Raw genomic sequence first — 22,451 nt, forward strand, 5'->3', positions numbered from 1 at the left:
GTGGTATTTGTCATGCTACAAAGCTCATGAACGGTCATATCGCCCGAAAGGGAGAGTGGAGCAGCGGGTGGCGGAGAGCGGTAGGTCGCGCAGCGGCCGACGGAGACTGCGGCGGCGGACCCGGCGACGGATCCGCCGGGTCCTGCTGGTCTGCCTGGTCGTCGGGTCGGTGCTGTTCGGTGCCGCCGGCTGGGTGGGGTTCCGTGGCTGGCAGGCGCGCGCCCACCTGGTCAACGCGGCCGGGCTCGCCCGGGAGTTGAGCACCCAGGTGCTCGGTGGCGACCTCGACCGGGCCCAGCGCACCCTGGCGGCGTTGCAGGAACAGGCCGGGGCGGCCCGTACCGCCACCGGGGACCCCGGCTGGGCGCTCGCCCGGCACGCCCCGTACGCCGGGGACGACGTCGCGGCCGTCCGCACCATCGCGGTGGCCATCGACGACCTGGCCCGGGAGGCGTTCCCGGCGCTGCTGCGCACCGACCTGACCACGCTGGTGCCGACCGAGGGACGGCTGGACCTGGCCCGACTGCGGGCCGCCTCGGCGGACCTCACCGCCGCCGACGCCGCGGTGCGCAGGTCCCGGGCCGGCCTCGAGGCGGTACCCGCCGAGGACCTGGTCAGCCAACTCGGCACGGCGTTGACCGAGCTGCGGGCGGAGATCGACCGGCTGGCCGGGCTGACCGGAGCGGCGGACCGGGGAGCCCGGGTGCTGCCCGCCCTGCTCGGCGCGGACGGACCACGCAGCTACCTGCTGCTCTCGCAGAACCTCGCCGAACTGCGCGCGACCGGCGGGATGTTCGGCGCGTACGCGGTGATCCACGCCGACGACGGGCGGATCCGGATGCGCGAGCAGGGCACCAGCGCCCAGTTCGGGCGGTTCACCCCCGCGCTGCGGGTGGACGAGGAGGTGCGTCGGCTCTACACCGACCTGCCGGGCATCTACCCGGCCGATGTCAACCTGAGCCCGAACTTCCCCGCCGCGGCGAAGCTCTACCGGGAGATGTACCGACGGCACAGCGGCGTGACCGTCGACGGGGTGCTGACTGTCGACCCGGTGATGCTGTCCTACCTGCTCCAGGCCACCGGCCCGGTGCAGGTGCCCGGCGACGCCACCCTGGTCAGCAGCCAGGTGGTGCGCACCCTGCTCAGCGACGCCTACCAGGGCCGCGACGACACCGGGCAGGACGCCTTCTTCGCCGCGTCGGCCTCCGCCGTGTTCGACGCCTTCCTCACGAAGAAGGTCAACCCAAGAGTGCTTTTGTCGGCTTTAGACCGCTCCATCACGGAAAGACGGATACTGTTCTGGAGTGCCCGATCCACGGAACAGCGGACGTTCGCCGACACCCGGCTCGCCGGTGCGCTCCCCGAACAGGAGGCCACCCCGACCGTCGGGGTCTTCCTCAACGACGGCAGCGGCGCGAAGCTCGGCTACTACCTACGGCCGACGGCGACCCTCACCACCGGCGACTGTGCCGACGAGGGGCGGCGGCAGCTCAAGCTGCGCTTCACCCTGCACTCCTCGGCCCCCGACTCGGGTCTGGCCAAGTCGGTGCTCGGCCTCGGCATGGCCGGCGACCCGTACACGGCACGGACCCTGGTCTCCGTCTACAGCCCGGCGGGCGGCACGGTGCTCAGCGCCCGGGTCGACGGAAAACCGACCCCGCTGGGCAGTGGGATCGAACGTCGCCGGCAGGTGGTCATCGCCACCGTCGACGTCGCTCCCGGGGCGACCCGGACCCTCGACGTGGACCTGCTGACCGGCAGGAACACCACCGGCACCGCCGAACTCTGGCACACACCGACCGCCACCCCATGGACCACCCAAGTAGTTCCCGCACCTAGCTGCAAACAGTAGGAGGAGACCATCATGCGGCTATCCCGCATTCTCATGGCGCTGACGGTCGGTCTGGCCATCGTGGCCGTGCCGACCGCCGCGGGGGCTGCTCAGCCGCAGCCACCCGCCGACAGCACGCCGCAGCCGCCACCGTACCCGCCCGTCACGCCCTCGCTGACGGCCAACCCGACGACCATCTTCCTCGGCGAGACGGTGGTGCTCACCGGCACCGGCTTCGGGCCGAACGAGATCGTCGACATCGACGTCACCGTGGCGCCCCTCGCCGCGGCCGTGCCGGGGCAGGCGCCGGCCCGACGCAGCGACGGCACCACCGTCGCCATGGTGAAGGTGGACTACTCGCAGCCGCAGCCCGCGCCGCGGCACTTCACGGCGCAGACGGACGCGAACGGCAACTTCACCGTGAGCTACCGGCCGAGCGACATCGGGCGGATCACCTTCACGGCGACCGGGCGCACCTCGGGGCGTACGGCCAGCACGACGATCACCGTGCTGCCGAAGAAGAAGCCGCACCCGCACCTGCCGGTGACCGGTGACAACCTGAGCACGCCGCTGAAGGTCGGCGGCGGCCTGGTCGGCGCCGGTGTGGTGCTGATGCTCACCGCGTTCGGCTGGCGGCGTCGCCACCGGTTCGGCATGACCCGCTGACCCGGAACCCCTGCGGTACCCGGTGCCCGTCGGACCCTGCGGTCCGACGGGCACCGACCGTTGCCGGTACGCCGCCGAGGGCCCCCGGGCGTGGATCGTCACCCCCGTCCGGTTCACTGGACGGGTGGACGAGGTGATCTGGAACGCGGCCCGCGCCGCCCGCGCCTGGCTGGACGCCACCAACGGCACCGACCAGACCGAGCTGACCTGCCGCATCCTCAAGCTCAGCGAGGAGGCCGGGGAGGCGGCCGGAGCCTGGATCGGCGTGCTCGGCCAGAACCCCCGCAAGGGGGTCACCCACACCCGTGCGGAGGTGGCCGCCGAGCTGGCCGACGTGGTCTTCACCGCCCTGGTCGCCATCGAGAGTCTGGGCCTGGACGCCCGGTCGGTGGTGACCACCTGCGCCGCGAAGGTCGAGTCCCGGATCACCCCGTGACGACCCGGCCGCCCCGGATGGGCGGAACGGCTCCCGGCACCGGTGCGACGGTTGTCCGGTGTCGCCCGGTCCGACCCCGGTCGCCGTGACCGGCGGCACCCCCCGGCCGGAATCCCGACCCCGCCCCCGGCGTTACACCCTCCGTACGACCGCAGCAGCGCCCGGCCGACCCCGTACTACCTGCGGGAATGGCCCCGGACCCCCGGTCGTTACACCTGACCCCGGCACGAGCGGCCACCACCCCGGCCGGGAACCCCCCGAACCTTCCCTCCCCCGCATGAGCGCCCCGACGTGGTGCCCACGCCCCCCTGCGCCGCCCACCCACCACGGGCACACCCAGCCCGCCACGGGCCAGGGACGGGGCGTCTACCCCCGAAGGAGCAACCCCTATGAACACCACCATCACGAACACCACCATCCTGCGTAAGAGCATCCTCGGCATCGCCGGTCTCGCCGTCGCCGCAGGACTGGCCGCCGGCCCGCTCAACCACGACACCCCCACCATCGACACCCACCCCGTCGCCGCCGTCCAGGCCGACAAGCCGGCCGTGGACACCGGCAAGCTGATCCCCCACGGCGTACAGGGCGACCAGTCCCACATCGACCTCGACGACGAACAGACGAGCAACGTCAAGGCGATCATCGCGGCGACGAAGAAGGCCGGCATGGACGAACGGGCCGCGGTCGTGTCGATCGCCACCGCCCTACAGGAATCGAAGCTGGAGAACCTCGGCCACCTCGGCGACCGCAACGACCACGACTCGCAGGGCCTGTTCCAGCAGCGCCCCTCCAGCGGCTGGGGCACCGTCGAACAGATCACCGACCCCGAGTACGCCACCCTGGCCTTCCTCAAGGGCCTCAAGCAGGTCGACGGCTGGCAGGACATGCCCCTGACCAAGGCCGCCCAGACCGTCCAGGTATCGGCCTACCCCGACCACTACGCCCAGTGGGAACAGCAGGCCGCCGACCTCGTCACCCAGCACTGGAACAGCTGACCCGCGTACCCCGGGTGAGCACCAACGCCCGAACTGGCCGGACCCCGCACCGGGGTCCGGCCAGTTCGGCGTCCGACGGCCCGCGCACGGGGTGTAGTCCGCCGTGCCCCGGTTGCGTACCCCGGCGAGGATGGGACCCATGTCTACATGGGACAGCTGGCGGTTCCGCCTGGGCACGGTCCTCGCTACGGTCGGGCTCTGGGTGTTCGTACCGGTCATGGCCCGGGCATCGTCGGGCAGCGGCGAGATCGTGGTGCGGGCGGGACAGAACGCCCGCCCCGCCAAGGCCGGGTTCGGGGGCTTCGACTGCTGCCTGATGGCGGTTTTCGGCATCGGTCTGCTGGTGGTGCTGCTCCTCAAGCTTGCCCGCCAGCGCCCGCCGGACTGACACCGCCATCGCCCACCCGCAGACACCACATCCGACATACCCGGCCTGCCGACGAGTGGCGGGGGTCACCGCAGGGCGGGGAAGGAGCGTGGGGGGTCCCGCGTTGTGCAGGGTGTCGGTGTGTCCGGTGTCCCCGGGCCTCACCTGAAATAGCCGTCGCGGAGTTCCGTTCGGCTGGAGCCGCGTCGCGCCACGCGCCGAGAGGCGACCCGCACATCGACGCGCGCCGCCCCCGACCCCGAAGGTCGGGGGCGGCGCGCTGTGTGCGTACCGGGCAGAATCACGGGGTGGACTGGTCCAGCACGGCCGGCGTGGTCACCCTGCCCAGCGGCGCGACCGTACGCGGGCGACGGGTGGCCGACGCGGTGTCTCCGGCCGACTTCGCCCTGATCCTGGCACCCGGCCCGACCCCCGCCTGGGCGCACCGGCGCATCCGGTGGCCCGACTTCTGGTTGCCGACCGACCGGGCCGACGCCCTGGACGCCTTCCGTGAGGCGTTGCGCCGCGCCCGGGCCGGCGACCGGGTGGAGGTGGCCTGCCGGGGCGGGATCGGCCGGACCGGCACCACCCTCGCCGCCCTGGCGATCCTCGACGGGGTGCCGGCCCGCGACGCCGTCCGCTGGGTCCGCGACCGCTACCATCCGAAGGCTGTGGAGACCCCCTGGCAGCGCGCCTGGCTGCGCCGGCTCCCCAGCCACTGACCGGCGATCCCGACCGCGCCGACCCGCCCCCGACCGCGCCGACCCGCCCCCGCCTGCGGCCGGCCACCGGCGGGGGCGGGGGAGCGGCCCCGTTCAGCGGGGGGCGACGTACTCGCGCAGGTGTCGGGCGGTGAGGGTGTCGCCGTGGGCGACCAGGTCGGCGGGGGTGCCGGTGAAGACGATCCGGCCGCCGTCGTGGCCGGCACCGGGACCCAGGTCGACGATCCAGTCCGCGTGCGCCATCACCGCCTGGTGGTGCTCGATGACGATCACCGTGTTGCCGGCGTCGACCAGCCGGTCCAACAGGGCGAGCAGTTGGTCCACGTCGGCCAGGTGCAGGCCGGTGGTCGGCTCGTCCAGGACGTAGGTGGCCGCCTTCTCCGCCATGTGCACGGCCAGCTTGAGCCGTTGGCGTTCCCCGCCGGACAGGGTGGTCAGCGGCTGCCCCAGCGTCAGGTAGCCGAGGCCCACCTCGGTCAGCCGGTCCAGCACCACCCGGGCCGGGCCGGACGGGAAGAAGTCCCGGGCCTCGGTCACCGACATGCCGAGCACCTCGCTGATGTTGCGGCCGCGCAACGTGTAGGCCAGCACCTCGGGGGTGTACCGCCGCCCCTCGCACGCCTCGCAGACGCTGGCGACGGCCGCCATCGTCGCCAGGTCGGTGTAGACCAGCCCGATCCCCTTGCAGGTCGGGCAGGCCCCCTCGGAGTTGGCGCTGAACAGCGCGGCCTTCACCCCGTTGGCGCGGGCGAACGCGGTGCGGATCGGGTCGAGCAGGCCCGTCCAGGTGGCCGGGTTGCTGCGCCGGGAACCCCGGATGGGGGACTGGTCGACCACCACGACGCCGTCGCGGCGGGGCAGCGAACCGTGGATCAGTGAACTCTTGCCCGAGCCGGCGACGCCGGTGACCACGGTGAGCACCCCCAGCGGCAGGTCGACGTCGACGTTCCGCAGGTTGTGCAGGTCGGCCCCCCGGATCGTCAGGTGGCCGGTGGGCCGGCGGAACGTCGTACGCAGGCTCGCCCGGTGGTCGAGGTGCCGGCCGGTCAGGGTGTCGGAGCGGCGCAGCCCGGCGACGTCGCCGGTGTAGCAGATCCGCCCGCCGGACGAACCCGCGCCCGGACCCAGGTCGACGACGTGGTCGGCGATGGCGATCGTCTCCGGTTTGTGCTCGACGACCAGCACCGTGTTGCCCTTGTCGCGCAGCCGCAGCAGCAGGCCGTTCATCCGGGCGATGTCGTGCGGGTGCAGCCCCACCGTCGGCTCGTCGAAGACGTACGTCACGTCGGAGAGGCTGGACCCGAGGTGGCGGACCATCTTCACCCGCTGCGCCTCACCACCGGACAGGGTGCCGGACTCCCGGTCCAGGCTGAGATAGCCCAGGCCGATCTCCACCATCGAGTCCAGGGTGTCGCGCAGGTCGGCCACCAGCGGGGCCACCGACGGCGCGTCGATCCCGCCGACGAACTCGGCCAGGTCGCTGATCTGCATGGCCGCGCACTCGGCGATGTTCCGGCCGGCGATCGTCGAGGACAGTGCCGCCGCGTTGAGCCGGGCCCCGCCGCAGGCGGCGCAGGTGGCGAAGGCGACCGCACGGTCCACGAAGGCCCGGATGTGCGCCTGCATGGACTCCCGGTCCTTGGTCAGGTAGAGCCGGCGGACCTTCACCACCAGCCCCTCGTACGTCCAGCTGTTGGCGCCGACCTTGATCTTCGTGGCCGGCTTGTGCAGGAAGTCCTCCCACTGCTGCGGGGTGAAGTCCTGGAGCTTCACGTCCGGGTCGAACAGGCCGGAGCCGACGATGGTCTGCCAGTACCAGGAGTCCACGGCGAAGTTCGGCACCAGGATCGCCCCGTCGTTGAGCGAGCGTTCCACGTCCACCATCGCCGACACGTCGAGGTCGGAGACCCGGCCCAGCCCTTCGCAGGTCGGGCACATGCCCTCGGCGAGGTTGAAGCTGAACGCCCCGGCCCCGCCGACGTGTGGCTCGCCGAGCCGGCTGAACAGGATGCGCAGCAGCGCGTACGCGTCGGTGGCGGTGCCGACGGTGGAGCGGGAGTTCGCCCCCATCCGTTCCTGGTCGACCACGATCGCCGGGGTCAGGTTCCGTAGCGAGTCGACGTCGGGGCGGGACAGGTTCGGCATGAACGACTGGAGGAAGGCACTGTAGGTCTCGTTGATCAGGCGGCGGGACTCGGCGGCGACGGTGCCGAACACCAGGGACGACTTCCCCGAGCCGGAGACCCCGGTGAAGACGGTGAGCCGTCGCTTGGGTATGTCGACGGAAACCCCGGTGAGGTTGTTCTCCCGGGCCCCCCGTACCTCGATCACGTCGTGGCGGTCGGCGGCGGACTGCGCTGGTTGCTCCATACCTTCGATTTTCTCATTAATGTTCCTATAGAGACTTTCTCCGCATGCCCGGCCTCAGCTGCTCGACTATGCGTGAGAAGTCTCAAACCACGTGACAACCGCTAGGGTGGGCGGGAACGCGAGTGGTGGGGGAGGGGCCCGGGTGACGGGGGAGCGACGGTGGCGGCTGGTCGACGTCGCGGCCGGCGCCGGCATCTCCACCCAGCAGGTGCGCAACTATCTGGCCGACGGGGTGCTGCCGCCGACCGACCGCACCCCGAGCGGTTACCGGATCTTCACCGACCGCCACGTCCGGGCCCTGGCGGTGGCCCGCCGGATGGCCGAGGGGCACGGCTGGGCGCGTACCCGGGAGGTGCTGGCGGCCGTGCACCGCGGTGAGCTGCCGGCGGCGCTCGCCGCGCTCGACGCCGGGCACGCCGAGCTGGACCGCGAGCGGGCCGAGATCGCCCGGGTGCTGGGCGCGTTCGAGACCGTGCTGGGCAGCCGGCCGGCGGCCGTGCCCCGCCGGGACGCCCGGATCGGCGAGGTGGCGGCCCAGGTGGGGGTGCGGACCTCGCAGCTGCGCCTGTGGGAGCAGCGTGGCCTGCTCCGCCCGCACCGGCAGCGGGGCACCGGTTACCGGGTGTACGACGTGGTCGAGGGACGGGCGGCGCAGGTGGTGGCGCTGCTGCGCCGGGGCGGCTATCCGTTCGACATCATCACGGCCGTGCTCGACGAGCTGCGCAGCACCGGCCGGCCGGACCGGGTGCGCGCCGAACTCGCCCGGCGGGAGCAGGAGCTGAACCGTCGCAGCCTGCGCCGGCTGCGGGCCTCCGCCGCGCTCTACGACTACCTGGACGCCACCGGCACCTGAACCGGGCGGTCCCGGGGACCGCCCGCCCGCTGCCGGGCACCTGCGCGCACAGCCGGACGGCCCGGCGGATCATCCGCCGGGCCGTCGGTGTGTGTCAGGGTCAGTTCAGCCCGCAGGCGGCGAAGTTGTCCAGGTTGGGACGCTGTGCGCCGACGCGGTTGAAGGCGATCTCGATGCGGTCGAGGGCGGCCTGGCGCTTGTCCTTCAGCGGGCCGAGGATGGCGTTGTTGATGAAGTTGGCGCCGCCCTGGGGGTTGGCGGCCTGCTGGGCGAGGCGGGCGTTGGCCTCGCTGATCTGCTTGTCGAGGTTGGCCAGTTCGGCCTGGACGTTCGCGGCGGCCTGGGCCGGCACGGCGGGGATCTGCGGCGTCGGGCAGTTCACCGTCCGGGCGGCACCGGCGTTGCCGTTGCCCGCGTTGCCGTTGCCCGCGTTGCCGTTCCCCGCGCCCGCGTTGCCGTTGCCGGCGTTGCCCGCACCCGCGCCGTTCAGCCCGCAGGCGGCGAAGGCGTCGAGGTTGGGACGCTGTGCGCCGACGCGGTTGAAGGCGATCTCGATGCGGTCGAGGGCGGCCTGGCGCTTGTCCTTCAGCGGGCCGAGGATGGCGTTGTTGATGAAGTTGGCGCCGCCCTGGGGGTTGGCGGCCTGCTGGGCGAGGCGGGCGTTGGCCTCGCTGATCTGCTTGTCGAGGTTGGCCAGTTCGGCCTGGACGTTCGCGGCGGCCTGGGCCGGCACGGCGGGGATCTGCGGCGTCGGGCAGTTCACCGTCTGCGCGGCGGCGGTGGTGTTGTTCCCGCCGGTGGCGGCGTTGCCGGCCTTGACGGAGCTGTTCAGCGCGCTGGCCACGCCCGGGGCGTTCAGGCCGCAGGTGGCCAGGCTGTCCAGGTTGGGTCGCTGGGCGCCGGCCCGGTTGAAGTTGATCTCGATGCGGTCCAGCACCGCGACCCGCTTGCTCTTCAACGGGCCGAGGATGGCGTTGTTGATGAAGTTCGCGCCGCCCTGCGGGTTGGCCGCCTGCTTGGCCAGCCGCTCGTTCTGCCGGGCGATCTCCTCGTCCAGATTGGCCAGTTCCCGCTCCACCCCGGCGGCGGCCGACGCGGGGATCGCCGGCAGCTTGTCCCGTACCGTCGGGCAGTTGACGGTCTGCGCGGCGGTGCTGCCGGTGTTCTCACCGGCGGAAGCGAGTTGCAGACCGCCGCCCAGCAGCAGCACCGCCAGGGCGCCCACTCCGCCGAGCTTGAGGACGGCATTCTTCCGCATTGGCCTGGCCATGTACCTCTCCTCTGATCTCCGGCGGGTCGTCGACGGCGTAGCGTCCGTGGCCCGACGGTGGCTGGGGTCAAGGCGGACCGGATGTCCGACGCCCGGCATTGGCGTCCGCCCCGATCCGTCCTTGCGGCGATGGATACGGGGACCGGCAGAAGATCGTTCAAGAATTTTCGTGAGCTTCCGGTTTCGCTCCGTGGCAAACACAGAAATTCGCAGCTCAGAGGGGGTGGGAGCGGTTCCGGCGGCGTGCGGCGGAGGCGATTTCAGCTACGGAAGGTCACTGATCGATTATCCGTGGTCATGAAAGGGTCGATCGCGCCCCTGGGGAACCCGGTTCCCGCCTCGGTAGGGTGCCTCACCATGAGAGCCCGGGTCCTGGCCGCCGGCGTCGCGGCCGTACTCCTCACCGGCGTGCCGGCCACCCCCGCCACCGCGGGCGGTGTGGCCCGCGCCGGGTCTGCCGCCGCCGTCGTGCCGTGCCCGAAGCTGCCGACGCCGAAGGTGACCCGACCGCCCCGGCCCACGCCGCCCCCGGCCGTACCCGAGCAGCAGCGGGTGGGCGGCGAGGCGCTGGCCACCCCCGGGCTGACCGTGCCGGCCGGGGCCCCCGCGCCGCCGCCGGTCACCGCGACCTCCTGGCTCGTCGCCGACCTGGACACCGGGGCGGTGCTCGGCGGCTGCGGCCCGCACGAGTACGGCACCCCGGCCAGCGTGCAGAAGCTGCTGCTGGCCGCCACGATGCTGCCGAAGCTGAACCCGAAGCAGGTGGTCACGGTGACCCGCGCCGACCTGGACATCGAGCCGGGCAGTTCCGCCGTCGGCCTGCTCGACCGCGGCCGCTACTCCGTCGAGACCGCCTGGCTCGGCCTGCTGCTCCAGTCCGGCAACGACGCGGCGAACCTGCTGGCCCGCCTGGGCGCGGGCAGCGCCGCCGCCGGGGTCCGTGAGATGAACGCCGAGGCCCGCCGGCTCGGGGCGTGGCAGACCCGCGCGGTCACCCCGTCCGGCCTCGACGGGCCCGGCCAGTTCACCAGCGCGTACGACCTGGCGCTGATCGCCCGGGTCTGCTTCGCCGACCCCACCTTCCGCCGGTACGCCCTGACCGAACGCACCCAGATCCCGGCCCAGCCGGCGCTACGCAAACCCGGCTTCCAGATCCAGAACGAGAACCAGCTCATCTACCGGTACCCGGGAGCGCTGGGCGGTAAGACCGGCTTCACCGACCTCGCCCGGCACACCTACGTCGGGGCCGCCGAGCGCGGCGGGCGACGACTCGTGGTGACCCTGCTCGGGGCGGAGGCCCGCCCGGTGCGTGGCTGGGAACAGGGGGCGCGGCTGCTCGACTGGGGCTTCGGCCTGCCCCGGGACGCCTCGGTGGGGCGACTGGTCGAGCCCGGTGAGCTGACCGCCGCCAGCCCGTCGGCTGCGCCGTCCGCCCCGGTGGCCGCCGCGCCCGCCGCGCCCCGCCCGACGCCCGGCGCACCGCACTGGCTCGGCGGGGCGGTGGTCGGCGGGGCGGCCGGACTGGTCGGCCTGCTGGCCGTCCTGCTCGCGGTCGGCCGTCGGCGGCGGACCCGCCGCCGGGTCCGGCGGCGGGTCGCCTGGGACTGACGGCGAACCGTTCCGCCCGGGACCGCCGGCGCCGCGCGTCGACGGTCGCGACCCGCCGGATCGGCCGGCGTCGACAACCGGTGCGAGCCTCCATAGACTCCGGTCGTTCCGGTACCCGCCGTCTCTCCGGTACCACGAGTCCAGGAGGACCATCAGTGTCGAGTGAACCCCGACCGTCCGCCGCCGGGTCGCGCCCCCACGGCCGGCTGGCCCGCCTCGCCGGGGCGGCCCTGGCCTCGGCCGCGCTGGTCGTCGCCGGTGGCACCGCCGCCGTCGCCGCACCCGCCGACGGGCCGACCGCCGCCCGGACCACGAAGGGACCCTGCGCGTACACGTCCACGCCCGACGAGCCGCCGGCCCGGCCGGTGCCGCTGCCGCCCGACCCGCGCCGGACGCCCGACGACGGCACGGTCCGGGTCACCCTGCGTACCAGCCAGGGACCGATCGGACTGACCCTGGACCGCGAACAGGCACCGTGCACCGTGCAGAGCTTCCTGCACCTGGCGAAGCACCGGTTCTACGACTGGACGCCCTGCCACCGGCTGACCGCGTACCCGACGCTCAAGGTGCTCCAGTGCGGCGACCCGTCCGGCACCGGCGAGGGCGGGCCGGGCTACCGCTACCGCGACGAACTGCCCACCGACCTGCCGCCCGCGCCGACCGACCCCACCGGGGTACGCCGGCTCTACGCCCGGGGCACGCTCGCCATGGCCAACGCCGGGCCGGACACCAACGGCAGCCAGTTCTTCCTGGTCCAGTCGGACTCGGCGCTGCGCCCCAACTACACCGTCTTCGGCAGCATCGACGCGGCCGGGCTGAAGACCCTGGACAGGATCGCCGCCGGTGGCATCGCACCCACCCCCGAGGACCCCGCGCCGGTGGACGGCGTCCCGGCCCTGCCGGTGCAGATCCACCGCGCGATCCGGGGCCACTGAACGACACCGGCCGGCCCGTTCGCGGGGCCGGCCGGGGTGACGCCGGGTGGGGGCGGTCAGCCGCCCCCACCCGACGGTCAGCCCTGCTCGCCTGCCGCCCGGGCCCGGTCGGCGTCCGCGTCGGCCGCACCGACCGGCACGCCGTCGCCGTCGCGGGCGACGTCGGACAGGTCCACCTCCGCGCCGGCCCGGGCGGCGTCGGCGCGGGCGTCGTCCGCACCCACCACGGGACGGGTGTCGACATCGTCGACGTCGACCAGGTCACCACCGGCCGCGAGGCCGATCGGGGCGTAACGGGGGTCGGTCATGGTCTCCTCCTTCACCGGGGCCTACCCTCCGCTACCCCCATCCACCCCCGTCGACACCTCCCGCCGGCCGGCGGCATGCTAGCGGCCGGTCCGCACCCACCGGGTGGGATTCGCCGGATCGCCGGACCGGCGGGGCGGGCGTCACTACCTTCGGCAGCGTGAGAGTTCGGGGACGTACCGCCGCCGCCATCGCCGCCCTGCTGCTGTCGCCGGTCGTCGCACCCGCCGGTGCGGCGGACGCCGCCGGGGCCGTCACCACCGGCCCGTGCGCGCCGGTGCCGGCGGTGTCCCGGCCACCCCGACCGGTCCCGCCCCACGCCGACCCCGCCGACCGCGTGGTCGGTGGCCCCGCCCTGGCCACCACGGGGCAGGTCCGGCCGGCCGGGACACCCCGACCGCCCGCCGTGCCGGCCGTCTCCTGGCTGGTCGCCGACCTGGACAGCGGCGACGTGCTCGGCGGCTGCGGCCCACACGAGTACGGCACCCCGGCCAGCGTCCAGAAGCTGCTGCTCGCCGCGACCGTGTTGCCGAAGCTCGACCCCCACCGGACCGTCACCCTCACCGACGGCGACCTCGACATCGAGCCGGGCAGTTCCGCCGTGGGCTTCGCCGAGGGCGGCCGGTACCGGATCGAGACCCTCTGGTTGGGTCTGCTGCTCAGGTCCGGCAACGAGGCGGCCAACGCGCTGGCCCGCCTCGGTGGTGGCCCCGACGGGCTGCCCGGTGGGCTGCGGGCGATGAACGAGCACGCCCGGCGGCTCGGCGCGTTGCAGACCCACGCGGTGACCGCGTCCGGGCTCGACGGTCCGGGCCAGTTCACCAGCGCCTACGACCTGGCGCTGATCGCCCGTGCCTGCTTCGCCGACGCGACCTTCCGCCGCTACGACACCACGCGGGAGGCGATGATCCCCGCCCAGCCGGCGCTCGGCGAGAAGGCGTTCCCGATCCAGAACGACAACCAGCTCCTCGACCGCTACCCGGGGGCGCTGGGCGGCAAGACCGGCTATACGGACCTGGCCCGGCACACCTACGTCGGGGCCGCCGAGCGGGGCGGCCGACGGCTGGTGGTCACCCTGCTCGGCGCGGAGGTGCTCGACAGGCGGGCTTGGGAACAGGGGGCGGCCCTGCTCGACTGGGGATTCGGGGTGCCCCGGGGCGCGTCGGTCGGCCGGCTGGTCAACCCGGGCGAGCTGACCGCCGGCCCGTCCGCGTCCGCTACGGCCACCCCGCCCGCGCTGGCCGCCGCCGGTGGGCCGGCCCGGCTCGACCCGGACGGTCACCCGTGGTCGCGTCCGCTGCTCGCGGTCTCCCTGGCCGCCGTCGTGGCCGGGCTCGCCGGGCTGCTGTTCGCCCTGCGGCACCGACCCCACCACGGACGCCGACAGCGGTGAGAGCCGGCGCGGACCGTCCACGACGGGTGCTGCTCCGGTTGCTGGTCGCGGCGGTGGTGCTCGCGACGGCGGGCTGTGGTCGGCCGCCGCAGCCCGCGCCGGTGCCGAGCGCCGTCGTGCCCAGCCCGACCGGGTCGCGCGCCCCCGCCGACGTGGTGCTGCTGTCCGAGGTCGACCCGAGCATCGTCGTGGACATCCGCTACGCCGGCCCGCACAACTTCGTCGGCCGCCCGGTGGACGGCTACGACGAGCCGCTGTGCCTGCTCGCCCGGCCCGCCGCCGAGGCGCTGCGCCGGGTGCAGGACGCCGCCCGCGCCCAGCGGCTGAGCCTGCGGGTGTACGACTGCTACCGGCCGACCCGCGCCGCCGACGAGTTCGTCCGCTGGGCGAAGGACCCCGCCGCGCAGCAGACGAAGGCGGAGTTCTATCCCCGGGTGGCCAAGTCGAGGCTGTTCGCCGACGGCTACCTCGGCACGCCCACCGCGCACAGCCGGGGCAGCACCGTCGACCTGACCCTGGAGCCCCGCCCGGCCCCGCCCCGCGCCTCGTACTCCCCGGGCCAGTCGCTGGTGGCCTGCACCGACCCGGCCGACCGGCGGTTCGCCGACGGCACCCTCGACATGGGCACCGGATTCGACTGCTTCGACCCGCTCGCGCACACCGCCGACACCCGGGTCACCGGGGCCGCCCGGGCCAACCGGCAGCTGCTGGAACGCCTGATGACCCAGGAGGGTTTCGTCAACTACGACCGGGAGTGGTGGCACTACCGGTACGCCGACGAGCCCTACCCCGACACCTACTTCGACTTCCCGGTGGCCCGCGCGTCCCTGCCCCGCTGACCGGCCCGGTCGACGCCTCCGGGGCGGTCCACCGCCGGTCGGTGAAACTCCGGTGGGTCGGCAGCCGCAGACCGCTAGGCTGCCCGACGGCTCCCGGCCGCCCGCCCGGGGCGACCCCGTCCCCCGGAGGACCCTCGCCATGACCACCGAACGGATCGGCCCGCCGCTGCGCGCGGGGGAGCGGGAGACGCTGCGCGCCTTCCTCGACTTCCACCGGGCCACCCTCGCGATGAAGTGCGAGGGGCTGACCGACGAGGAATTGCGCCAGCGGGCCGTCCCGACGTCGAACCTGACCCTGCTCGGCCTGCTGCGGCACCTCGCCGAGGTGGAACGCGCCTGGTTCCGGCGGGTGATCGACGCGCAGGACGTCCCGCTGCTCTGGTCGCAGGACGGCGACTACCAGCAGGCGTACGACCCGACCGGGTCGACCGGCGCGGAGGCGTTCGCGGCGTGGCAGCGGGAGGTGGAGCACTCCCGGCGGATCGAGCGGGCGGCGGCCTCGCTCGACGTCACCGGTCACCAGGCGCGCTGGGGCGAGGACGTGTCGCTGCGCCTGGTGATGCTGCACATGATGCACGAGTACGCCCGGCACAACGGCCACGCCGACCTGCTGCGGGAAGCCGTCGACGGCAGCGTGGGCGTCTGACCCGCCGACCCGGCCGTGCTCGCTCCCCGGTCCGGCTGTTCAGCCGGCGGCCGGCCGGGTGCACAGCGGCAGCCAGGCCAGCACGTCCCGGATCGTGGCGTCCCAGTACGGCCAGTCGTGGTCGCCGGGGGAGAAGTCCACGGTCACCGGCACGCCCCGGTCGCGGGCGGCGGCGACGAAACGCTCGTTGTCGTCGTAGAGGAAGTCCTCGGTGCCGCAGGCGACGTAGAGCGGGGGAGTGTCGGCCCCGGCCCGGCCCACCAACGCCACGGTGTCGTCGTCGGGGCCGGCCGTCGGGGCGTCGCCCCAGACGGTGTGCCAGACGTCCGGGTCGAGCGGACGGTCCGGGGCGTGCCGGCGGTGGGCGACGTTGAGCGCCCCCGACAGGCTGGCCGCGGCGGCGAACCGTTCCGGGTGCCGCAGCGCCCACTTCACCGCGCCGTAGCCGCCCATCGACAGCCCGGCGACGAAGGTGTCCTCCCGGCGGTCGGAGAGCCGGAAGAACGACCGGCAGACCCGGGGCAGTTCGTCGGTGAGGAACGTCCAGTACCGGTTGCCGTGCGTCTCGTCGGCATAGAAGCTGCGCCCCGCCTGGGGCATCACCACGGCCAGCCCCAGGGCCGACACGTAGCGTTCGAGGCAGGTCTGGCGGGTCCAGGCGGTGTCGTCGTCGCTGAGCCCGTGCAGCAGGTAGAGCACCGGCGGGCCCGCGTCAACCGGCTTCGCCGGGTCGGGTTGCGGCAGGATCACCGTCATCGACGTGCTCATGCCCAGGGCCTCGGAGTCGAACGCGCACCGCATCAATGCCATGGCCATGGACCGTACCGCCTGCCGGCCGTACCGGACACGACATCGCCGTCGGCGGCCCTAGGCTGTCGCCATGCCCGCCGAGGACGCCGTGATCGACCTGGACGCGCACCGGAACGAACCCGTCGGGCCGACCACCGGCCGCGTCCGGCGTACCGCCCGGCCCGGGGCAGTCCTCGGCCTGGTGGCCGCCTTCGCGGCCGGCGTCATGCTGGGCGGCTGGGGCGTCGACCGGTCGCGGGAGGCCCGTGCCCGGCAGGAGCGGGACGCGACGGTCGCGCTGGTGGCCGTCCCCGCCGGAACGGGCGGCGGCGGCGTGAACTCCGGGGGCCGGGCCCGGATCGAGGGGTCGCTGGCCGTGGTCAACGCCGGGCCGGCCCCGATCACGGTACGGTCGGTCCAGGCGGAGACCCCCACCGTGCTCGTCCGCGATCTCGGCCGGACCCGGCTGATCCGGCCCGGCGGCACCGGCTGGATCGACGTGGTGGTGCTGTTCCAGTGCGGGGAGCCGTTCGCCGCGGAGCCGCTTTCGGTGCGGTTCGCCGTGCAGACCGCCGACGGGCAGGTCAGGGAGGCCCGCTACCCGGTCGCCATCGTCGGCAGCACCTGGCTCGACATGCTCTCCGTGATCTGCGGGTCTCGATAGCCGGAACGCCACGCGAGCGTCGATATCCGTTTGCGGCGCTGCCGGTGTCCGCCTAGGTTCAACGGCAACGCCACACCGACCAACCGGGAGCACACCGTGTCGCCGTACCTCAGCACCGAGACCACGCGGCCCCTGCCGCGCGGCGGCGTGCTGTCGCCGGCCGGCGAACGAGCCCGGGGGTGTCGGTGGCGATCGGGGTGGCGGCGCGGATAGCGCCGGCGCGACTGCGCAGCCGCCCACCCCACCAGGGGACCGGGCGGCTTTTTCGATTCCCGACACCCGCCGAGGGGTGTAGCTCAACGGGTAGAGCACCGGATTCCAAACCCGACGGTCGCAGGTTCGAATCCTGTCACCCCTGCTCCCACGAACGAGGAGAACGACCATGGCATTCACCCCGCTGCCGGGCACCAAGGCGCCGGTACGGGTCTGGACCGACCCGTACGCCATCGAGCCGCAGGCCGCGCAGCAGTTGCGCAACATCGGCGCGCTGCCCTGGGTGCAGGGCGTCGCCGTGATGCCGGACGTGCACTTCGGCAAGGGCGCCACCGTCGGCTCGGTGATCGCCATGCGGCAGGCCGTCTCGCCGGCCGCCGTCGGGGTGGACATCGGCTGCGGGATGAGCGCGGTCCGCACCTCGCTCACCGCCGCCGACCTGCCCGACGACCTCGCGTCGCTGCGGTCGGCGATCGAGGCGGTGGTGCCGGTCGGCTTCGCCAAGCGGGACGACCCGGTCGACCCGCGTCGGGTGCGGGGTCTGGAGCAGCGCGGCTGGGACGACTTCTGGGCCCGGTTCGCCACCCTGGACCGGAAGGTGGCGCAGCTGGAGAGCCGGGCCCGGCACCAGCTGGGCACCCTCGGCGGCGGCAACCACTTCATCGAGGTCTGCGTCGAGCAGGACGGCCCGGACGCCGGGCAGGTCTGGCTGATGCTGCACTCCGGCTCCCGCAACATCGGCAAGGAACTGGCCGAGCGGCACATCGGGGTGGCCCGTGCTCTGCCGCACAACGCTGACCTGCCCGACCGGGACCTGGCGGTGTTCCTCGCCGGCACCCCGGAGATGGACGCCTACCGGCGGGACCTGTGGTGGGCGCAGGAGTACGCCCGGCGCAACCGGGCGGTCATGCTGGCCCTGCTGTGCGGCGTGGTGCGGGACGCCTTCCCGCAGGTCAGCTACGGGGAGCCGATCTCCTGCCACCACAACTACGTGGCGGAGGAGCACTACGACGGGGTGGACGTGCTGGTGACCCGCAAGGGGGCGATCCGGGCCGGCCGGGGGGACCTGGGCATCATCCCGGGGTCGATGGGCACCGGGTCGTACATCGTGCGGGGCCGGGGGAACCCGGACGCGTACTGCTCGGCGTCGCACGGGGCCGGGCGGCGGATGTCGCGGGCGCAGGCGAAGCGCACGTTCGACACCGCCGACCTGGTGCGGCAGACCGCCGGGGTGGAGTGCCGCAAGGACGCCGGGGTGGTCGACGAGATCCCCGGCGCGTACAAGGACATCACCGCGGTGATGGCGCAGCAGGACGACCTGGTCGAGGTGGTGGCCCACCTCAAGCAGGTGGTGTGTGTGAAGGGTTAGACCGGCCGACGCCCCCGGGCGTCGGCCGTGAGCCCCGGTGGCGCAGCGGACAGCGCGCCGGTCTACGAAACCGGAGAGCCCAGGTTCGAATCCTGGTCGGGGCACAGGTCGGTCACTAGGGGGCGAGGTCACGCCGCGTCGAGTTTGTAGCCGACCCCGCGTACGGTGCGCAGCAGCCGGGACGCGGCCGGGTCGTGGTCGACCTTGGCCCGCAACCGCTGCACCGCCACGTCGACCAGGCGGGAGTCGCCGAGGTAGGAGTGCCGCCAGACCCGGTCCAGCAGCAGTTCCCGGGTGAACACCTGGCCGGGCCGGCGGGCCAGCTCCGTCAACAGCCGGAACTCGGTGGCGGTGAGGGCCAGCTCCCGTCCGTCGCGGCGGGCCACGAAACGGACCGGGTCGACCTCCAGCGGCCCGACCGTCAGCACGGGCTCGGTGGGCACGGCGTGGCCCCGGCGCAGCACCGCCCGGACCCGGGCCACCAGTTCCGACAGGTCGAAGGGCTTGCGCAGGCAGTCGTCCGCGCCGCACTCCAGGCCGACCACCACGTCGATGGTGTCGGCGCTGGCGGTGAGCATCAGGATCGGCACCTGGCTGCTGCGTCGGATCTCCCGGCAGACCTCCAGCCCGTCCAGGCCGGGCAGCAGCGCGTCCAGGACGATCAGGTCGACCGGTCCGGCCCGCCAGGTGGCCAGCGCGGCCCGGCCGTCGGCGGCGGTGCTGACCCGGAATCCGGCCCGGCGCAGACCGAGGGCGGTGGCCTCCCTGATGGAGGCATCGTCCTCGACCAGCAGCACCCGGCCGTCCATGGTGTTTCCAGGGTAGCCCCGGGACGGCCGGTCCCGACCCGGCACAACGGCCCGTGCCGGGAGCCGATCGTCGTCGGCCCCGGCCCGTCGGGCGGTCACCGTCGCCGTCACTCCTGCCACTGGTGTGCCACGTCGAGGACGATCCGACTGTGCGTGCCGGGGCCGGCGAGCAGCAGCACCCGGAACGGCAACTGGGCCCGGACGCCCACCGCGAAGGTGCTGTAGCCCTCGAAGGTGCCCCCGTAGACGACGTCGCGCAGGGTGCGGTAGCCGAGCACCGTCGCCACGTGGTCGCCGGCCCGGTACGGGTAGCCGGTCGCCGGCTCCCGCAACTGCACCCGCAGCACCGCCCCACCCGCCGTGTACGGCGACACCGCCAACCCCTTCCCCTCGGTGAACACTTCGCCGTAGCCGACCGAGTACCCGTCGGCGGACCCGTCGAACTCGAAGACCAGCCGGTCGTAGCAGTCCTGCTGCCCGGTACGGGTGGTCAGCAGCGGAGCCGGGTTCAGGTCGCCCCCGGCCTTCCCGGCGCTGCCCCAGGTGATCCCGCAGTAGGGTGCGGCGGCGGTGCGGAGCCGGCCGGCGGCGGTCGCCGTACCGACGGTGGTGAGCAGCACGGCCAGCACGGCCGTGACCGCCATCAGGGTCCTGGTGGAACGCATCGTGTCCTCCCGGCCGACGGTGTCCGGCCACGGTGGCCGGTCGAGGTCGACGGTGCGCCACCCGTGCCACAGTGCCCGCACCGCGACGTAACAACGGAGCAACAACCGCCGGCGGGTGGTCGGTTTACCACACGGTGCCCTTCATGTCGATCCTCCAGACTGGAGTTGCGGGAGTAGCGCCTGCGCCACCATGTGCCGGCAGCAGGCTGGATCGTTCAATGTGGATCTGGTCAGCATGATCAGGGCAACCGGTTCCGGGGACGTCGTGACGTCCGCGGGCGGAGTGGGTCACCCGCTCCGTCCGTCCCGGCCGGCCGCCTGCTGCCGGAGTGTCAGCGGGCAATCGGGTACGTGCCCTGAATGGAGAACATCGTGCGTAAACCATCGGCACTGCGGCGGGTGGCCCTCGCGGCCATGCTGTCCCTGACCATGCTCGGCGGCGCCTTCGGCGTGGCCCAGCCGGCCAGCGCCGTCATCGGCGGGAATTCCGCCGGGCACCTGCGCGGCCAGGTGCAGATCTTCGTCAACGACTCCTACAAGTGCACCGGCACGCTCATCGCCAGCAACTGGGTCCTCACGGCCAAGCACTGTTTCGACAAAACGGGCGGCAACGTCAACAACAGCTATATCGTCGCAGGTGAACGCGCGTTCGGACGGGGCCACCTGATGGGAATCGCCGGAATCTACCGGGAGCCCTTCCAGGACGCGATGCTCCTCAACCTCTGGCAGGATGTCCCGAACTGGTCCCGCATCGTCGTGGGCTACTCGGGGGCGTATCCCCCCATCAACTCCACCCCGGCGATCAGCGGTTGGGGGAGCACCACCCGTGGGAGTTACACTACGCCCTCCACCCTGCAGATCTGCGGTATGCGGGTGACGGACTACGGCATTCACCACGACCTCGTGGGGGCCGGCAACAGCGCCATGCGCCTGGTCAGCTATGGAAGCGGCGTGACGGCGACCGGTGATTCCGGGGCGGGGGTCCACTGGGGCGACAAGATCTACGGTATCCACATCGCCGACAACGAGACGGACGTGGCCTACGCCCTGACGACCCACTTCATCACCGGGTGGATCCAGGCCGTGAGCGGCGTCGGACCCAGCTGATCGTCGGGGTGGCCGGTCCGGGCACCCGGGCCGGCCACCCCGGCCGCACCCGGCCACCCGGGGTTCCGACCCCGGACGCTCCCCGGCCCGGCACGCCCGGGGCGGACCCGGCTCCCCTGACCCGTCCGGTCAGGGGCGGGTCAGCCCGATGGTGGCGGCGAGGCGGGCGACGTCGGCCGGGGTGGGGCCCGCGCGGAGCACGGCGGTCAGGGCGACGCGGGCGGCCGGGCGGGTGCGGGTCTCGCCGGGGGCGGTGCGGTCGGCGGTGAGCAGGGCCCGCCCGGCGGCGTCGGGGTCGCCGAGGTCGAGGTGGCTGCGGGTGATGTCGATGAGGTGGGCGGCGCGGTGCTCGGCGGGGAGTCCTCGCCAGCCGTCATGCCCGGTGGCCCGGCGGTGCAGGGCGACGGCCCGATGGTGGTCGCCGAGGTGGGTGGCGGCCAGGGCGCGGGCAAGCTCGACGCTGGTCGGGCCGAACGTGATGCCGTCCGGGCCGGGTGGCTCGTCGGCGGTGGCGAGTGGGGCGGCACGCTCGGTCAGGTCGTGGGCGGTGGCGGCGTCGCCGTAGCTGGCGGCGGCGAGGGCGGCCTCGATCAGCAGCGCCCCGGTCAGGGCCAGCGCCGGCGGGTCGCCCTGCGCCGCCGCCGGGTCCAGCTGGCGTACGGCGGTGAGCGCGGCGGTCACGGCCAGCCGGCCCCGCCGCAGCGTCCGGAGTACCTGTGCCAGGGTCACCGCCGCCCGGCCGATCCGCACCGGGTCACCACGGGTGGCGGTCATCATGGCCCGGTCGGCGGCCAGCCAGGCCAGGTGGGCGTCCCCGAGCTTGACCAGCGTCTGGGCGGTGAGCCGGTGGACCCGCACCAGCAGATCGAGGACGGGCGGGTCCACCGGACCGCTGTGGCCGGCGTGGCGGCTGTCGGCGAGCAGGTCGGGCAGCATCCGCAGCACCTGGGGGTGCTGCCCGTTGCGGTACGCCGCCCAGGCATATCCGGCCTGGTCGTCGAGCCGCCGCAGCAGGGGGCCGGCCGGGACGGACGCCGGGGGGTCGTGCCGGGCCAGCGCGGCCCGGACCCGTTCCAGGCCGGCTCCGACGTCGGTGACCGGTGCCGGCGTGCGGCCGGCGAGCAGGAGTTGCGGCGCGACGCCGAGCGCGCCGGCCACGGTGTCGATGACGGAGAGCCGATCGAGGGTACGCACCCCCCGTTCGACCTTGTCGACCCAGCTCTTCGACTTGCCGATCCGGTCGGCGAAGACCTGCTGGCTCATGCCCCGGCGGGCCCGTAGCTCGGCCATCCGCCGTCCGATCGCCGGCTCGGTGCCGGTGCGCTGCCGCCCGGGGCCGGTCACCGGTCGTGCCCCGGCACGGGCATGGTGTGGGTGGACCCGCCGCAGCGGGGACACCACCGGGACTTGACCCGGAACGCGAGCAACCCGAGCAGGAAGCCCGGCACCAACCCCCCGAACAGGACCGACAGGACCTGGGAAATCATCTGCACTCTCGCCTTCTGACGCGCCTTCGGGAGGCAGGGTGACCATTGCGTCGGTCACTCGCTGTTCCATAGGGTCTACTCGCAGTAAACGGACATGCTGAGGTGCTCGGA

23 protein-coding genes and 2 tRNA genes are annotated in these 22,451 nt (G+C 73.6%); 17 read left to right on the top strand and 8 right to left on the bottom strand.

Features of this window, described 5'->3' with window-relative positions:
• The first annotated feature begins 67 nt into the window (after positions 1–67).
• The 6 genes from ACN260_RS12980 (at position 68) to ACN260_RS13005 (ending at position 5,017) form a co-directional block, all read left to right on the top strand.
• On the top strand, positions 68–1,852 hold the full coding sequence (locus ACN260_RS12980; protein ID WP_422756198.1) for a DUF4012 domain-containing protein: 1,785 nt from the start codon (positions 68–70) through the stop codon (positions 1,850–1,852).
• A gap of 12 nt (positions 1,853–1,864) precedes the next feature.
• A complete protein-coding gene (locus tag ACN260_RS12985; RefSeq protein WP_422756199.1) occupies positions 1,865–2,497 on the top strand; it encodes a hypothetical protein in 633 nt (210 codons plus the stop codon).
• A gap of 124 nt (positions 2,498–2,621) precedes the next feature.
• Entirely contained in the window at positions 2,622–2,933 is a 312-nt protein-coding gene (locus ACN260_RS12990; RefSeq protein WP_422756200.1) for a MazG-like family protein, read from the top strand.
• Positions 2,934–3,322: 389 nt separating this feature from the next.
• Positions 3,323–3,928: a hypothetical protein gene (locus ACN260_RS12995; protein WP_422756201.1), complete on the top strand. Its 606-nt coding sequence runs from the start codon at positions 3,323–3,325 to the stop codon at positions 3,926–3,928.
• A 139-nt stretch (positions 3,929–4,067) separates the two neighbouring features.
• Positions 4,068–4,316, top strand: coding sequence for a hypothetical protein (locus tag ACN260_RS13000; protein ID WP_422756202.1), 249 nt, complete (start codon positions 4,068–4,070; stop codon positions 4,314–4,316).
• Between the two features lie 287 nt (positions 4,317–4,603).
• The gene (locus ACN260_RS13005) at positions 4,604–5,017 is read left to right on the top strand and encodes a protein-tyrosine phosphatase family protein (protein WP_422756203.1); all 414 of its coding nucleotides are present in this window, start codon (positions 4,604–4,606) and stop codon (positions 5,015–5,017) included.
• 93 nt (positions 5,018–5,110) lie between these two features.
• On the opposite strand, the gene ACN260_RS13010 is transcribed toward ACN260_RS13005, so the two are convergent.
• Entirely contained in the window at positions 5,111–7,387 is a 2,277-nt protein-coding gene (locus ACN260_RS13010; RefSeq protein ID WP_422756204.1) for an ATP-binding cassette domain-containing protein, read from the bottom strand.
• Positions 7,388–7,529: 142 nt separating this feature from the next.
• Here ACN260_RS13010 and ACN260_RS13015 point away from each other — a divergent pair, with 142 nt between their 5' ends.
• Positions 7,530–8,240 carry a MerR family transcriptional regulator gene (locus tag ACN260_RS13015; RefSeq protein WP_422756205.1) on the top strand — a complete coding sequence of 237 codons (711 nt, stop codon included), beginning with the start codon at positions 7,530–7,532 and terminating at the stop codon, positions 8,238–8,240.
• A gap of 100 nt (positions 8,241–8,340) precedes the next feature.
• Here the strand turns inward: ACN260_RS13015 and ACN260_RS13020 are convergent, their stop codons facing one another.
• Positions 8,341–9,510 carry a hypothetical protein gene (locus tag ACN260_RS13020; protein ID WP_422756206.1) on the bottom strand — a complete coding sequence of 390 codons (1,170 nt, stop codon included), beginning with the start codon at positions 9,508–9,510 and terminating at the stop codon, positions 8,341–8,343.
• A gap of 357 nt (positions 9,511–9,867) precedes the next feature.
• Between ACN260_RS13020 and ACN260_RS13025 the strand changes: the two genes are divergently transcribed.
• Both ACN260_RS13025 and ACN260_RS13030 read left to right on the top strand, forming a co-directional pair.
• Positions 9,868–11,118, top strand: a complete 1,251-nt coding sequence (locus ACN260_RS13025) for a D-alanyl-D-alanine carboxypeptidase family protein (RefSeq protein ID WP_422756207.1) — start codon at positions 9,868–9,870, stop codon at positions 11,116–11,118.
• 155 nt (positions 11,119–11,273) lie between these two features.
• Positions 11,274–12,053, top strand: a complete 780-nt coding sequence (locus ACN260_RS13030; RefSeq protein WP_422756208.1) for a peptidylprolyl isomerase — start codon at positions 11,274–11,276, stop codon at positions 12,051–12,053.
• A 77-nt stretch (positions 12,054–12,130) separates the two neighbouring features.
• Here the strand turns inward: ACN260_RS13030 and ACN260_RS13035 are convergent, their stop codons facing one another.
• Positions 12,131–12,361, bottom strand: a complete 231-nt coding sequence (locus ACN260_RS13035; RefSeq protein ID WP_422756209.1) for a hypothetical protein — start codon at positions 12,359–12,361, stop codon at positions 12,131–12,133.
• A gap of 158 nt (positions 12,362–12,519) precedes the next feature.
• Between ACN260_RS13035 and ACN260_RS13040 the strand changes: the two genes are divergently transcribed.
• From ACN260_RS13040 to ACN260_RS13050, 3 genes are all read left to right on the top strand, one after another.
• On the top strand, positions 12,520–13,752 hold the full coding sequence (locus ACN260_RS13040; RefSeq protein ID WP_422756210.1) for a D-alanyl-D-alanine carboxypeptidase family protein: 1,233 nt from the start codon (positions 12,520–12,522) through the stop codon (positions 13,750–13,752).
• 26 nt (positions 13,753–13,778) lie between these two features.
• A complete protein-coding gene (locus ACN260_RS13045; protein WP_422756211.1) occupies positions 13,779–14,591 on the top strand; it encodes a M15 family metallopeptidase in 813 nt (270 codons plus the stop codon).
• Positions 14,592–14,730: 139 nt separating this feature from the next.
• A complete protein-coding gene (locus ACN260_RS13050) occupies positions 14,731–15,237 on the top strand; it encodes a DinB family protein (RefSeq protein WP_422756212.1) in 507 nt (168 codons plus the stop codon).
• 39 nt (positions 15,238–15,276) lie between these two features.
• Here ACN260_RS13050 and ACN260_RS13055 read toward each other — a convergent pair whose 3' ends face one another.
• Positions 15,277–16,047: an alpha/beta hydrolase gene (locus tag ACN260_RS13055; RefSeq protein WP_422756213.1), complete on the bottom strand. Its 771-nt coding sequence runs from the start codon at positions 16,045–16,047 to the stop codon at positions 15,277–15,279.
• A gap of 70 nt (positions 16,048–16,117) precedes the next feature.
• Here ACN260_RS13055 and ACN260_RS13060 point away from each other — a divergent pair, with 70 nt between their 5' ends.
• From ACN260_RS13060 to ACN260_RS13075, 4 genes are all read left to right on the top strand, one after another.
• Positions 16,118–16,690, top strand: coding sequence for a hypothetical protein (locus tag ACN260_RS13060; protein WP_422756214.1), 573 nt, complete (start codon positions 16,118–16,120; stop codon positions 16,688–16,690).
• Positions 16,691–16,975: 285 nt separating this feature from the next.
• Positions 16,976–17,048, top strand: a tRNA-Trp gene (locus tag ACN260_RS13065).
• Between the two features lie 24 nt (positions 17,049–17,072).
• Positions 17,073–18,272, top strand: coding sequence for an RtcB family protein (locus tag ACN260_RS13070; protein WP_422756215.1), 1,200 nt, complete (start codon positions 17,073–17,075; stop codon positions 18,270–18,272).
• A 31-nt stretch (positions 18,273–18,303) separates the two neighbouring features.
• Positions 18,304–18,376 (top strand) — tRNA-Arg (locus tag ACN260_RS13075).
• 24 nt (positions 18,377–18,400) lie between these two features.
• On the opposite strand, the gene ACN260_RS13080 is transcribed toward ACN260_RS13075, so the two are convergent.
• Together ACN260_RS13080 and ACN260_RS13085 are read right to left on the bottom strand one after the other, a co-directional pair.
• Positions 18,401–19,081 carry a response regulator gene (locus ACN260_RS13080; RefSeq protein WP_422756216.1) on the bottom strand — a complete coding sequence of 227 codons (681 nt, stop codon included), beginning with the start codon at positions 19,079–19,081 and terminating at the stop codon, positions 18,401–18,403.
• 107 nt (positions 19,082–19,188) lie between these two features.
• Positions 19,189–19,746 (bottom strand): AMIN-like domain-containing (lipo)protein, encoded by a 558-nt coding sequence (locus tag ACN260_RS13085; protein ID WP_422756217.1) that lies wholly within the window; start codon positions 19,744–19,746, stop codon positions 19,189–19,191.
• A gap of 360 nt (positions 19,747–20,106) precedes the next feature.
• Here ACN260_RS13085 and ACN260_RS13090 point away from each other — a divergent pair, with 360 nt between their 5' ends.
• Entirely contained in the window at positions 20,107–20,853 is a 747-nt protein-coding gene (locus ACN260_RS13090) for a trypsin-like serine protease (protein ID WP_422756218.1), read from the top strand.
• 129 nt (positions 20,854–20,982) lie between these two features.
• On the opposite strand, the gene ACN260_RS13095 is transcribed toward ACN260_RS13090, so the two are convergent.
• Together ACN260_RS13095 and ACN260_RS13100 are read right to left on the bottom strand one after the other, a co-directional pair.
• Entirely contained in the window at positions 20,983–22,197 is a 1,215-nt protein-coding gene (locus tag ACN260_RS13095) for a helix-turn-helix domain-containing protein (RefSeq protein WP_422756219.1), read from the bottom strand.
• Positions 22,194–22,340: a hypothetical protein gene (locus ACN260_RS13100; protein ID WP_169733102.1), complete on the bottom strand. Its 147-nt coding sequence runs from the start codon at positions 22,338–22,340 to the stop codon at positions 22,194–22,196. The genes ACN260_RS13095 and ACN260_RS13100 overlap by 4 nt, the downstream gene beginning before the upstream one ends.
• Between the last annotated feature and the right edge of the window lie 111 nt (positions 22,341–22,451).

This window comes from Micromonospora sp. WMMD708 (assembly GCF_049315245.1).
Classification (GTDB): Bacteria; Actinomycetota; Actinomycetes; order Mycobacteriales; family Micromonosporaceae; genus Micromonospora; species Micromonospora wenchangensis.